Origin of the sequence: Lacticaseibacillus brantae DSM 23927, assembly GCF_001436115.1 — a bacterium.
Classification (GTDB): domain Bacteria; phylum Bacillota; class Bacilli; order Lactobacillales; family Lactobacillaceae; genus Lacticaseibacillus; species Lacticaseibacillus brantae.
Window position 1 is genome coordinate 93,516 of sequence record NZ_AYZQ01000002.1, and the last position, 12,734, is coordinate 106,249.

General features: G+C 48.9%; 12 protein-coding genes. 8 read left to right on the forward strand and 4 right to left on the reverse strand.

The genetic code is table 11. The annotated features are described in order from the left end of the window. Nucleotides 1–151: 151 nt before the first annotated feature. A complete protein-coding gene (locus FC34_RS04630) occupies nucleotides 152–2,491 on the reverse strand; it encodes a cation-translocating P-type ATPase (protein ID WP_057894235.1) in 2,340 nt (779 codons plus the stop codon). 201 nt (nucleotides 2,492–2,692) lie between these two features. Between FC34_RS04630 and FC34_RS04635 the strand changes: the two genes are divergently transcribed. Together FC34_RS04635 and FC34_RS04640 are read left to right on the forward strand one after the other, a co-directional pair. Beyond that, nucleotides 2,693–3,592, forward strand: coding sequence for a proline iminopeptidase-family hydrolase (locus FC34_RS04635; protein ID WP_083479271.1), 900 nt, complete (start codon nucleotides 2,693–2,695; stop codon nucleotides 3,590–3,592). A gap of 82 nt (nucleotides 3,593–3,674) precedes the next feature. Continuing rightward, the gene (locus tag FC34_RS04640) at nucleotides 3,675–3,950 is read left to right on the forward strand and encodes a hypothetical protein (RefSeq protein WP_057894237.1); all 276 of its coding nucleotides are present in this window, start codon (nucleotides 3,675–3,677) and stop codon (nucleotides 3,948–3,950) included. A 58-nt stretch (nucleotides 3,951–4,008) separates the two neighbouring features. Here the strand turns inward: FC34_RS04640 and FC34_RS04645 are convergent, their stop codons facing one another. Beyond that, nucleotides 4,009–4,605 carry a TetR/AcrR family transcriptional regulator gene (locus tag FC34_RS04645; protein WP_162259765.1) on the reverse strand — a complete coding sequence of 199 codons (597 nt, stop codon included), beginning with the start codon at nucleotides 4,603–4,605 and terminating at the stop codon, nucleotides 4,009–4,011. A 175-nt stretch (nucleotides 4,606–4,780) separates the two neighbouring features. On the opposite strand from FC34_RS04645, the gene FC34_RS04650 reads away from it, so the two are divergent. The 5 genes from FC34_RS04650 (at nucleotide 4,781) to FC34_RS04670 (ending at nucleotide 10,201) form a co-directional block, all read left to right on the forward strand. After that, nucleotides 4,781–5,683, forward strand: coding sequence for an ABC transporter ATP-binding protein (locus FC34_RS04650; protein ID WP_057894239.1), 903 nt, complete (start codon nucleotides 4,781–4,783; stop codon nucleotides 5,681–5,683). Continuing rightward, entirely contained in the window at nucleotides 5,676–7,268 is a 1,593-nt protein-coding gene (locus FC34_RS04655) for an ABC transporter permease (RefSeq protein WP_057894240.1), read from the forward strand. Before FC34_RS04650 ends, FC34_RS04655 begins: the two co-directional genes overlap by 8 nt. 231 nt (nucleotides 7,269–7,499) lie before the next feature. Beyond that, nucleotides 7,500–8,681: a multidrug effflux MFS transporter gene (locus FC34_RS04660; protein WP_057894241.1), complete on the forward strand. Its 1,182-nt coding sequence runs from the start codon at nucleotides 7,500–7,502 to the stop codon at nucleotides 8,679–8,681. Beyond that, nucleotides 8,678–9,823: a cation:proton antiporter gene (locus FC34_RS04665; RefSeq protein ID WP_057894242.1), complete on the forward strand. Its 1,146-nt coding sequence runs from the start codon at nucleotides 8,678–8,680 to the stop codon at nucleotides 9,821–9,823. Before FC34_RS04660 ends, FC34_RS04665 begins: the two co-directional genes overlap by 4 nt. 111 nt (nucleotides 9,824–9,934) lie before the next feature. Further along, nucleotides 9,935–10,201: a SemiSWEET family transporter gene (locus FC34_RS04670; RefSeq protein WP_057894243.1), complete on the forward strand. Its 267-nt coding sequence runs from the start codon at nucleotides 9,935–9,937 to the stop codon at nucleotides 10,199–10,201. Between the two features lie 51 nt (nucleotides 10,202–10,252). Here the strand turns inward: FC34_RS04670 and FC34_RS04675 are convergent, their stop codons facing one another. Together FC34_RS04675 and FC34_RS04680 are read right to left on the reverse strand one after the other, a co-directional pair. After that, on the reverse strand, nucleotides 10,253–10,591 hold the full coding sequence (locus tag FC34_RS04675; RefSeq protein ID WP_057894244.1) for a hypothetical protein: 339 nt from the start codon (nucleotides 10,589–10,591) through the stop codon (nucleotides 10,253–10,255). A gap of 111 nt (nucleotides 10,592–10,702) precedes the next feature. Next, the gene (locus tag FC34_RS04680) at nucleotides 10,703–11,893 is read right to left on the reverse strand and encodes an MFS transporter (RefSeq protein WP_057894245.1); all 1,191 of its coding nucleotides are present in this window, start codon (nucleotides 11,891–11,893) and stop codon (nucleotides 10,703–10,705) included. 184 nt (nucleotides 11,894–12,077) lie between these two features. Between FC34_RS04680 and FC34_RS04685 the strand changes: the two genes are divergently transcribed. Beyond that, nucleotides 12,078–12,728, forward strand: a complete 651-nt coding sequence (locus tag FC34_RS04685) for an HAD hydrolase-like protein (RefSeq protein ID WP_057894246.1) — start codon at nucleotides 12,078–12,080, stop codon at nucleotides 12,726–12,728. Nucleotides 12,729–12,734 lie beyond the last annotated feature (6 nt).

Here is a 12,734-nt window from a genome sequence, read left to right on the forward strand (position 1 = left end):
AAAGGGCGGGTGCCCCATTTCTCGTAAAATAAGTTCAAAAACCATTATACACTACTTACTTTTTGTCCGCATTAAAAACCCCATGGTTATCAGTCTTTTCATGAAAAAAGCATCATGGCCACATCAAATTGATGCGCCATGATGCCAAAGTTTACCGCCAGTTAATTCGAGCCAAGACTCGCTTACCCAAGAATTCTTGTAGCAAGAAGTAGACCGGCAGCGTTGAGATGAGTAATGGCACGTAGAAAATCATTAGATACCATGACCACAGACTCACCAGAGAGAAGACGCCATTAATGACGAAGAAGACAATAAACAAGGCAACGAGGACTAAACTTAGCATGAAGATCTTATTGCGGTTAAAGGGCTGAGAGACGAACAGTAAGACGTTGAACGAGACAGCCGCAATCAATAAGACAACCAGGGTTGATGTGGTTTCAAATGGCATGTGAAGCCAGGCTTGCAGCCAAGTGAGAACCAGCGTGTAGATGACCACGGCGATGGCAGCAGGTGCCGCCACCGTCATGACCTTCTGCATGAATTGCCCAGTGACTCGCCGGAAGTTAGGTTCTAGCGTTAAGAAGAATGAAGGGACGGCGACCGCGATAGCTGAAACTGGGGTCAAATTAATCGGGACGATTGGGAAGTCAGAGGCCATAAATAAGAAGATGATGGCCAACATGACAGAATACATGGTTTTGACCAGATACATTGCTGAGACGCGTTCAATATTGTTGATTACTCGGCGACCTTCGTTCAAAACACCAGTCATGGCATCGAAGTTGGAATCGAGCAAGACGAAATCAGCAATTGAGCTGGCTGCTTCAGCACCGCTGGCCATAGCAATCCCACAATCGCTTTGCCGCAGGGCTAAGACATCGTTGACCCCATCACCTGTCATGGCGACGGTGTGATCGAGATCTTGATAGGCACTAATCAGTGATTTCTTCTGATCGGGCGTCACCCGCCCGAAAACGTTATACTGCTTGACCAAATCATGGAAGTCAGTGGCGTCAGTGACGGTACTCATATCAAAGTAAGCATCTGCACCGGTCAAATGGGCTTGCTTGGCGATATTCGCAACCGTGACCGGGTTGTCGCCAGAGATGACCTTCAGTTGGACCCCTTGACGCTCAAAGAAGCTGAAGGTGTCAATCGCGTTATGCCGAATTTCATCCGTAATAAAAATCAATCCGATGAAAGTGGGATTGGTTAGGGGTTGCTGCAGTGCCCCACTGACTTGGGCGACGGCAATGACTCGAATACCAGTTTCAGCGGCCTGTTTAATTTCTTGCTGAATAGGCGCTGGTAACGGCTTTGCAAAAATGAATTCAGGGGCACCAACGACATAGCTTTGATTGTCAGCAATCGTGACCCCCGACCATTTCCGGGCCGAACTAAACGGCATCGTTGCAATTGGTTGTTGTTGACTTGGTTGGGTGTAGGCACCCTTAATGGCGAGGGCAGTCTCGTTGTCATCGTTCAATCCATAGATAACGGTGGCAGCTGCCTGCGTGAGATCAGCTTCACTGACGCCATCAGCGGGCAGTGCGCGGGAAACTTTGAGTTTGCCAGAAGTAATTGTCCCGGTTTTGTCGAGTGCAATGACATCAACTCGTGCCAAGGCTTCGATTGCCGGTAGCGCCCGGACCAAGACGCGCCGGGCGGCCAAATTACGGGCAGAGACCGCCAACGCCACATTGGTTAAGAGGACTAAGCCTTCAGGAATCATGCCAATCATCGCAGCGCTGGTCGTCAAAATCGCCCGGTTATAAACACCTCGTCGCCACATTGATACTGCAAACAGTGCAATACCAAGTGGAATCAAGACATAAGTCAGCACACGGATAATGCGATTAATGGTGGCCAGGAGTTGACTAGAATTTGTTTTTTCAGCCTTGGCTTCTAAAGCTAATTTAGAAGTAAAGGTATTTTCCCCAACAGCGGTGGCCTGCATGGTGACCTGGCCAGCGAGGATGAAGCTCCCAGAGAGCAGTTGATCGCCGACTTGCTTGGTAATGGGGCGAGCTTCACCCGTGAGTGGACTTTCATCGACCTCGACGCCGTTGGTAGCTCGAACGCTGCCATCGACCGGAATTTGATCGCCGCGTTTGAGCAAAATGAGGTCGCCCAACACGATTGATTCCTGATCGATACTTGTCTCCTGCCCATTTCGTAAGACAGTGGTCTTGGCGGCCGCAATCAAACTTAAATGATCAATGCGGCGTTTGGCCCGAATTTCTTGAAAAGTCCCAATGGCAGTGTTGACAACTGCAACGCCCAGGAACAACAGATTCTTGTAACTACCAGTGGTCACAATGAGCGCGCCAAGAGCCAGGTTCACAAAGTTGAACAGAGTGAACGTGTTCTGTTGAATGATTTGGCTGATTGAGCGTGTCAGCGGGGCTAATGGCAGGTTGTGTTGACCAGCATCTAGTCGTTGCTGAACCGCCTTGTCATCTAAGCCGGTTTGTAAGTTTGTTTCGTCCAATGGGCATCCTCCTCAAACGATGATTGATAATCTACTCTAGCACGTACAGCTATTTTGAGTGGTTAAGATTTGGTCAATTTTGGTGATGTTTCCTATAACTATCACGTTAAGTGTAGCATCTTATATCACAATCATGACATTCAAAGCCTTGTACGAAGTTGACGAAACTCGCATAATGAAGACAAAGGAAAGGCGATGGTAATTGTGAAATTGAATCCACAAGGGAGCCGGTTTGTGACCTTAGACAATGGATATCATCTTTGGACCCAAACTTTAGGCGAAGGTGACATTCAACTGATGACGGTACATGGAGGCCCAGGGGGGACGAACGAAATTTTTGAGAATTTCGCCCAAGAATTGAAACCTTTTGGGGTCAAGGTCAGTCGTTATGATCAGTTGGGCTCTTGGTATTCGGATCAACCGGATTTCTCTGACCCCCAAATTCGCGAGCAATTCTTTAATATCGCCTATTATGTCGATGAAGTCGAGGCAGTCCGCCAAGCGTTAGGCTTGGATCAGTTCTTCTTGCTCGGTCAGTCATGGGGTGGGGTGTTGGCGATTGAATATGCCCTTAAATATGGCCAGCACTTGAAGGGGCTCATCCTTTCCAGCATGATTGATAATTTGGATGAGTATATTGTAAACATCAATCGGATTCGCGAATCGATGTTTTCACCAGAAGAAGTTGCTTATATGCAAGCCCAAGAAGCGGCCCATCATTTCGATGACGCACATTATCAAGCACTGGTTGCCCAACTGGGTGAGAACTATCTGCATCATGCCAGTGATCCCCAACCCAAACACTTGATTTCAGTGATGGCCACACCGGTTTACAATTATTTCCAGGGCGACAACGAATTCGTCATGGTTGGTGCCCTCAAGGATTGGGACCGTCGCAAGGACATTCATCGGATTAATGTGCCGACTTATTTAACCTTTGGCGGTCACGAAACGATGCCGCTGGATGCAGCCCAGCGGATGGCTGACACTATTCCCGATGCCACTTTGCATATTACGCCCAATGCTGGGCACGGGCAGATGCTCGATAATCCCCGTGACTATTTTGAATCCTTGGGTCAATGGTTGGCGGCTCATCGCTAATTCGCTAGACTAAAGGCCCCAAAGACGTTATTTCCCGGGAAATAGCGTATGATGGAGGTAATTGATGAAGGAGGAATGTACGATGCTTAAGCAGGAAAAAATGATTCGAGATGCCAAAGAGGCAGCGATTGGTTCATGGAATGCGTTTGATTCCGCACTAGAAAAGGAACCAGCCTTGATTATTCCACTCGCGCTCATTCACCTGGTTCCCATTGCGATGGTGATTCACGGCGCCGTGAAAGTTGCTGTTGGTCACCAACACTTGAAGATTGAACGCGAGAAGACCAAGCAGGTCATGCTGCAAAGCGGCATTCCTCTGCGGCATGGTCGCCACCCTAAGTTTAAAATCAAAGCCTAAACGTTAAGCTTAAAAACAGCAGTGACCGTCTGATATGGTCACTGCTGTTTTTTGTTGGTTAGTTTTTTAACATGCCATGAAAAAAGATTTCACTTAAACCTGATGAAAGCTCGACCGGTTGCTGATACTCTTCTCCAGCGGGTCGGCTTTGAATGTAGTTGATGAGCATCGTCGTAAATGCCATGATGGCCGCATCACTGACTTCCGGCCGAATTTGACCCTCTGCCCGACCGAGTTTGAGAAACTTCTGCCAGAAGTCATCGCGGCCATCATTGTAGGCAGTCACACTGTCAAAATTGCCGTGTTTTCCTTGGTAGTCATCAACCAAAAATGCAACAAAATCGGGATGAAGCTGGCGAGCCGTCTGACTTTCGCGACGAATCATTTCGCGGGCCTTCTCTTCAAAGCTCAAAGTTGGATCATCCAGCAGCTGTTCATATTCTTCATAACCATCGACAGTCTCCTTGACGACAACCTCATGAGCGAGATTGAGTTTGGTGCCAAAATAATTAAAGATGGTGACCTGCGAAACACCGGCCGCCTTGGCAATATCGGTCACTTTCACCGCTTTAACGCCTTCTTGGCGGAACAGGCGATCGGCCACGTCCAAAATATGTGCGCGTTTTTGCGCCTTACGTTGTGCTTGCGTTGCCACAAGATCACTCCCCAAAATGAAATGTACTTTGCGATAAATATAGTTCAACGAATCCACTATTGCCAGAATTCATGCTAGAAAGTTTTGAACTCAAATATTTTATGAGTTCAAAACTATTGACAGGGTTAATGGCCGTGCCTATGATTGGGACAATTCTTTCAGGAGGCAGTTTAAAATGGCAAATGTCATGGAAGTATCAGGACTGACCAAAAATTTTGGCCAATTTCACGCCCTTAAAGGGATCAGCTTTGAGGTTCAACCTGGAGAGGTCTTTGGTTACATTGGCCCCAACGGTGCTGGTAAGTCGACGACAATTCGGACCTTACTGGGCATTTTAAAGCCAACGGCTGGTACGGCCCAAATTTTTGGCCAAGATGCTTGGCGCGATGCGGTTGCTATTCATCGGCGCTTGGCTTACGTGCCCGGCGATGTTTATTTGTGGCCAAATTTGACCGGTGGCGAAATGATTGATTTGTTGCTCAAATTGGGTGGTCAGAAACATTCGGCCGAAACAGATGAACTCATTGAACGCTTTGAACTCGACCCTTCAAAGAAATCGCGCACGTATTCAAAGGGTAATCGGCAAAAAGTGGCCTTGATTGCTGCGTTTTCGAGCCAGCCAGAGTTACTGATTCTGGATGAGCCGACCAGTGGCCTGGATCCACTCAATGAGGCCACCTTCCAGGCAGTGTTGGGGGAATTCAAAGCCAATGGGGGAAGTACGCTCCTTTCCAGTCACATTTTGTCAGAAGTGGAGCGGCTAGCAGATCGGATTGCGATTCTGCGGGATGGTCAAATCATCGAGACGGGCACGCTCGCTGAGATGCGGCATTTGACTGCGACCACGGTCACCGTCAAAACCATCCAACCCCTGCCAGATTTATCCAAAGTGGCTGGGGTCACTGGGTTGCAAGCAAGCGGCCACCACGCCGCTTTTCAGGTCAGTGGGGATGCATTGGCACAAGTCACCGCGTTACTGGCTCAGGCGCAACCGGAGAGCCTGACCGCTGAACCACCAACGTTAGAAGATTTGTTTTTGCATTATTACCGAGAAAAGCCGGTGAATGCCCATGATTGATTGGACTTTGTTTAAGTTGCTTCTCAAAAAAGATTGGGTGAAGTTCGTCAGTTTCTTGGTCGGTATTGTCACCATGACTGTCGGTGTGGGGGCATATTTCCCTACGCTGTACCACACGCAGGCGGCCCGGGATGCGATGGCTGTGGTGTTGCAGTCACCTGCTATGACGGCACTGTTTGGCCCGTCAAAATTGGCTCGGCCGTACACGACGGCCGGACTTTTTGGCTATGAGATGCTCATTTGGGTCATCTTAGTGGCAGTGGTTGCGAACCTGAGCATCAGTGTTGCCAATAGCCGCGGGGATGAGGAGCGGGGCATTGTTGAGCTATTGTTGGCTCGGGCCATGTCTCGATTTCAATGGTTAAATACTTTGACGGCGGAATTACTGCTGTTTAATGGCATCTTGACCGCCCTGAATGGTTTTGGCTTAATGCTGATTGGCATGCCCGGCCATACAATCGGTGGGGACTGGTTGTTTGCTGGTTTAGTGGGGCTGACTGGCTTGATGTTTGGCCTCATCAGTCTGGTCATGGCCCAAGTGTTTGGTACGGCCCGTAATACGACCATAGGCGCCTATCTGTTCGTGACGCTGAGTTACTTGGTGATGGTTCTTGCGACTAGTCTACAGGCCCCTAACTGGACCTGGGCAGCGATTGTTGCCTGGGGAACCGAGTTTGGCGTCTATAGTACCAATCAACGGGGCCCTGTAGCACTTCTGGTGCTTGGCGTGCTGGGCTTTTATGCGCTGGCTGCTTCCTTACTAGCACGGCGCGACTTGGATGCCGGCTTACTGCCCGATCGTCCAGGCGCCAAGCGGGCCAACTGGACCTTGAAAGGCCCTCTGACATTGCTCGTGCGGACTCAGGGTCTGACCGGCGTCGTGTGGCTCGTGATGATTTTCGTCTTTGGGTATGCCTATGGCTCAGCCTTTAATCTGATGGATAATCTGGCACAGACCAACCAGGTCGTCAGCAATGTGATTGCGGGTAATGGTGGCCACACCGTGGTGATGAACTTCCTCGTTATTTTGACTATGCTCTTTGGCATCTTGAGTGCAGTCCCCGGCATCATGGTCATGAATCATTTGTTTTCCGATGAGAAAAAGGGATACCTCGAAAGTTTGCATGCCAAACCCGTTGGTCGCTTACGCTTATTCAGCGGCTATGCGGCTTTTGGTTGGGTGCTCAGTGTGGCGGTGTTAGCTGCCGGCTTGCTGGGAATGTATGTCGGCGGGTTGGTTAATATGACCCATCCATTGGCATTATCAGTCTTTGGCCGGGCATTTTTGGGCATGGTCGCACCAATGACTGTGATGGTCTTGGGCCAAGGCCTCATCATCGGGGCCCTACCAAAACTCCGTAACCTGATTTGGCTCTTGGCGTACTTGGCCTTTTTCGATGGCTACTTTGGTCATCTATTGAAACTGCCAACGTGGCTGGGCAAATTGACTCCCTATGGCTGGATGCCAAAAGTTCCCGTGGCGGCCGTCGATTGGACGACTTCCTTGTGGTTGTTGAGCTTAGCCGTAATCTTGATTCTCTTTGGTATGAGCTGGTATCGCCGGCGTGATTTGGAAATTGGCTGATCATGGTTGACCATGAGACAACTTTTAGATGGTCATTAAGAACCTGTCATTGCAGGTTCTTTTTTTGTGCCGGCTGGGAGCCGACTTGTCAGGCCTGACAGAATGCGGGACAATAAACACACGATTAAATTTTGGGAGGAGATAGTATGCCTGCAATCGATCTCTATCATATCCAATGGGTCAAAACCCCACGCGATCGCAAGCGGCTAGGGTTTGAGGTGGAGGATGCCAATGCCTAACGTTAAACACCGCTGGTTGTTGCTGGTTCTATTAGGCACCTTGTCAGCCTTTGGCCCATTATCCATGGACTTATATCTGCCTGGCTTGCCTGAATTACAGCAGCAATTACACACGACGCCAGCTTTAGCACAACTGACCATCACGGCCAGCCTCATTGGGTTAGCCGTTGGTCAACTGCTCATGGGGCCGTTGTCAGATTACCTTGGTCGCAAAAAGCCGCTCTATGCTGGTCTGGTTATTTTTATGGTCACTTCATTCTTAGCTGCAATCACGGATAACATCTGGTGGCTGATTATTTTACGGGTGTTACAAGGTGTGGGCGGCTCTGCGGGACAAGTCTTATCGCGATCAATTGCCAGAGACTTATTCAATGGTCACCAGCTGACACGTTTCTTAGCGATTCTGATGGCGATTAATGGGATTTTTCCGATTATTTCACCTGTCATCGGGAGTGGTATTCTGGTCTTCACGAGTTGGCGCGGGATTTTTATTTTACTGGCGGTTATCGGGCTCATTCTGATAGGGCTGACCATGACGACATTACCAGAAACCTTACCAGTTGATCGGCGAACGAATCACATCAGTCGCGCCTTCATCGAAATGGGGCAACTCGTTGGCAACCGGGCGTTTATGACCTATGTCTTAGCGCAAGGCTTTGTTTATGGCGCTTTGTTTAGTTATATATCGGGGTCGACATTCGTTTATCAGGATTATTACGGCCTGAGCGCGGGGGTCTTCAGCTTATTCTATGCCTTCAATGGTTTGGGGATTGTCACGGTTACCAAACTAACAGGGAATCTCACCGGCCGATTCTCAGAACAGAAGTTGCTCAAAATTTCTGTGCTGCTGGGGACGGTTGCAGCGATTGTCTTGCTCATCAATGCCATGACGATTAATGCATTTGCCATCATGGTGGCAGGCCTGTTAGTCGTTGTTTCACTGGTCGGGATGGTCAATACGACGGCGACTAGTCTAGGCATGCAATTGTCTGGCGAACACGCGGGCGGAGCGTCTGCGTTATTGGGCCTGGGAATGAACGCTATTGGTGGCTTGATGTCGCCGCTTGTCGGTGCGTTTGGTACCAATAGCGTGACCCCGATGGCGAGCCTGATTCTTGCCAGTGAAGTACTAGCGGTTATCGTTTTGTTCACATTTAAAGGAGAACAATCATGAATTTTCTCGGCGTGTTAGCCCTGATTCTCATTTCAACGCTCATCCTTGGCCACCTCAGCCGTCAGGTCGGAATGCCAGCGGTGATTGGGCAACTGTTGGCAGGCATCTTACTCGGCCCCGCAGTCCTCAACTGGATTCAACCGACACACTTGGTTTCGGAATTCTCTGAGATTGGGGTCATTTTGCTCATGTTCATTGCAGGGTTAGAAAGTGATCTTGGCTTACTTAAGAAGTATTTCAAACCGGGATTGTTTGTCGCGGTGATTGGGGTCATCTTTCCGATTGCAGTAATCTTTTTCTTCAGCGAGAGCTGGGGATTCAGTCCCACCAGTAGTCTATTTCTCGGGATCACGTTTGCGGCGACTTCGGTCTCGATTTCTGTCGAAGTGTTGAAAGAATTGAATGCTTTGGACGGCAAAAATGGCGCCACCATTCTTGGCGCCGCCGTGGTTGATGATATTTTGACGGTGCTGATCCTCAGTGTCACGGTGAGTTTGCTTGGGACTGGCGAAAAGGCGAACGCGGCACCTCTTTGGTTGACGCTGGTTGAGCAAGTGGCCTACTTCGGGGCAATCTACATTGTGGTGAAATGGTTGGCGCCATATTTAATGCACTTGGCCCAACGCCTTTATCCAAGTATTGCAGTGACCATCATGTCACTGCTGTTGTGCTTGGGCATGGCCTACGTGGCGGACTTGATTGGTCTGAGTGCAGTGATTGGCGCATTCTTTGCCGGAATTGCTGTCAGCCAAACGGATTACCGCAAAGAAGTTGACCAAAACGTTGAAGCCATCGGGTATGCCGTGTTTATCCCAGTGTTCTTCGTTAGCATTGGTCTCAATATGCGCTTTGACGGCTTGTGGGAAGATATTCTCTTCATTCTGATTCTGACAGTGCTGGCCCTTCTGACTAAGTGGTTGGGTGGGGGCTTAGGCGCACGGCTGGCTGGCGACAACTTGGCTGATAGTAACGTGATTGGCGCCGGCATGGTTTCCCGCGGCGAAATGGCCTTGATTGTGGCGCAAATTGGCTTTGATGCCCACTTATTGGGTAGCGAGTATTATTCTGCCGTGATTGTGGTGATTATTTTGACCACATTGATTGCACCACTGATGCTCAAGGATGCCATCAGACGAGCATAAATTTTGACTGCGATTCAAGCCCGCGCTTGTGCCTTGTCCAGCGATTTGGCGAGGCTTAGCACCATCGCTTTTTGATTTCAGTGTGTTACCATGATTTCAGAGGTGAAACAGATGAATGAAGAGAGTAAGACTGTTCAAATTCTTGGCCGCGTCTCATCAATTATGTCAATTCTGATGTACGTTTCATATATTCCTCAAATCATGAGTAATTTAAATGGCCAATATGGCAACCCAATTCAACCACTGGTTGCGATGATCAACTGTATTTTTTGGACGTGCTATGGCATCCTCAAAAAAGAACGCGATTGGCCGATTATTTTCGCCAATGTGCCCGGCATTTTCCTTGGGGCAATTACCTTTTTTACTGCCTTACATTAAAACAAAAACGTGCCCTCAGGATTCTGAGGACACGTTTTTTTGTGGAAAATTTTAGGCTTGGCGTTTGCGGCCAAAGAAGATTGGCGCCAAAATGATTGCGATAAAGACCGTCGCTAACACGCTGCTGACCATCACGCTTGGACTGTAGTGTAAGGCAACAACTAGCGCCACGAAGGCACCGGTGACGCCCCACTTGAAGCCAGTGGATGTTTGTGGCACGGCGCGGCCAGTCAAACGCTGTTGCAAGACGATTTGCACGGTGGTCAAGACGAGTAATAACGCGCCAATTGAACCAACTGCAATCAGGCTAAATGGTAAAAGAATCACGTGTACAAAGAGGCTCAGCCAAACAACAACGGCCGCACTCTTGATCCAAGGTAATGCTTTCACAAGAATCACTCCATTTCTCAATAGGGTTTAATTTGGTCTGAGACAGCGTTAAGTGTAACCGGTTGCGTCTCTTGATTGATAATATCAAAGCTTTGAATCTTGTCAATTGATTTAGTTTTGGGCGGGTCGCAAAACGCGAGCAAAAGCTAAACCAACCAGGACCAGTGCCAGCCCGGTGACGACAAAAATTGGGCCAATCGGGATGACATCAGCTAACGGGCCATAACCTAACATCGCAATTGGGTAAATCCCGGTTGAAAGAATTTGTAAGACAGCAAATGTTCGGCCCATCAATGCCGGGGCGACAGTCTCCTGAATGTAAATGTTCTGGGCAGCTTGCATAATCGGGTAGAAAATTCCAGAAATACCCATGAATAAGAGGTAAACCCAGAATGGTTCACTGAGGCCCATGACTGCAAAGGACACCCCGCTCCCCACAAAGCCGAGGGCAATCACGCCAACTTTATTCTTTAACGTTTTGTGCGAAGCGATATAGACACCACCAAGACTGGCACCAATGGTCCAGGCCAATTCATTAAAAGTTAGGAGCCACACGCCGCTCCCAAATGTCCGCTTCACATAGAGGGTGGACAATTGAGATGAGGGCGCAATCAAAATGAAGGCCAAGGCAGTAAAAGCCATGAACAAGGCCAACGTATGGTTATGCCAGATTGAGCTGAGCCCATCTTTGAGTTCAGCAAAGTTCGAATCGGTGCCTTGGGCCCGTGCCACCTTCTCGACTGTAATTGTTGCAAGCGACAGCATAGCCAGAACAGCGGTGGTCGCATCCACCACGAAAATCCAAAAGATACCCAAGTCACCCAGAATCCAACCAGCTAATAATGGCGACATCAGGAGCATAATCGACATAATAATTTGGTTGAGGCCATTCATTCGCGTGATTTGATCCCGCGGCACAAGTTGCGGCAGCAACGCATTGGCAGCTGGTGTTTGAATTCCTGTCCCAAATGACCGCACTGCTGAAATTGCCAGCAATAACCACAGACTGTGATCCAGGGTTAGGAAAATGATGGCAAAGAGAACGGTTAAGACCGTGACACCAGCACTGGCTCCAACAATCAACCATTTACGGTTGCACCGATCAGCCCAAACACCCGCAAACAAGGATACGAGGATAGCGGGCAATGATCCAGCTAAAGAAGCATAGGTCATCCAGGTCCCAGATGATGTTTGTAAAGCGATGTACCATAGCACCGCGAAAGTAACAGTTGAAGAGCCGAAGACAAACAGATTTTGACTAATTAAAAAGTGGGTCGCGTTTCGACGCCAGGTTGTTAACATATTATCGCCCCTATGAGCACCGTGGCGGCGCAAGTTTTCTTAGCATTAAGTGTAGCGCTATCTGGCTGGCTTTACCCGTTTGAGGCCCTGCAGCTCATCGAAATCCGATGGCACAGGTTTTCTTTGAGTCCATTTCGATACTCTAGTAGAATGGAGGCAGTTATGTTTCAAGATGGAGGCTATCATGGGAGAATTATTTTTTGATTTTGACGGCACAATTGCCGACTCAGAAGTAGGAATTGTTAATTCGATTAAATACTTCGTGAATAAACTGGGGTTGCGGCCGCTGACTGATGATCAGTACCGCTTGTTCATTGGCCCGGCATTGACCGATAGCTTACACAAGTACTATCCAGAGATGGATGATGTTGCCGTTCAAGCGGCCATTCAAACGTATCAGGAATTTTATACCAAGGACGGGATTTTCCAACTAACACTGTATCCTGGCATTGAAGCGGCCTTAACTCAGTTGCAAGCATCTGGGTATGTTTTGAACATCGCCTCGGCTAAACCCGAGGGGATGATCAAAGAAATCACGGCTAAATTCAACTTGGAACACTATTTTACAGGCCAATATGGGGCTACACTGGATGAACGGATTCGGAGTACCAAAACGCAGGTGCTGCAATACGCACTCCAACAAAGTGGTGCGGATCAGAGCAGCTTAATGATTGGGGATCGGGATACTGACATGGTCGGTGGCCGTGACAACGGGTTGCGCACGATTGGCGTCACGTACGGTTTTGGTTCCAAGGCTGAATTGCAACAGGCGCAGGCGACTGTCATTGTCGCGACACCAGGCGATTTGGACGCCGCAGTTTCGGAATTGATGTGAGGCAAT

Coding starts and splice junctions, on each gene's coding strand:
- FC34_RS04655 (WP_057894240.1), top strand. CDS start 5,676: ATGATTGATTGGACTTTGTTTAAGTTGCTTCTCAAAAAAGATTGGGTG.
- FC34_RS04680 (WP_057894245.1), bottom strand. CDS start 11,893: ATGTTAACAACCTGGCGTCGAAACGCGACCCACTTTTTAATTAGTCAA.
- FC34_RS04650 (WP_057894239.1), top strand. CDS start 4,781: ATGGCAAATGTCATGGAAGTATCAGGACTGACCAAAAATTTTGGCCAA.
- FC34_RS04640 (WP_057894237.1), top strand. CDS start 3,675: ATGCTTAAGCAGGAAAAAATGATTCGAGATGCCAAAGAGGCAGCGATT.
- FC34_RS04685 (WP_057894246.1), top strand. CDS start 12,078: ATGGGAGAATTATTTTTTGATTTTGACGGCACAATTGCCGACTCAGAA.
- FC34_RS04660 (WP_057894241.1), top strand. CDS start 7,500: ATGCCTAACGTTAAACACCGCTGGTTGTTGCTGGTTCTATTAGGCACC.
- FC34_RS04665 (WP_057894242.1), top strand. CDS start 8,678: ATGAATTTTCTCGGCGTGTTAGCCCTGATTCTCATTTCAACGCTCATC.
- FC34_RS04670 (WP_057894243.1), top strand. CDS start 9,935: ATGAATGAAGAGAGTAAGACTGTTCAAATTCTTGGCCGCGTCTCATCA.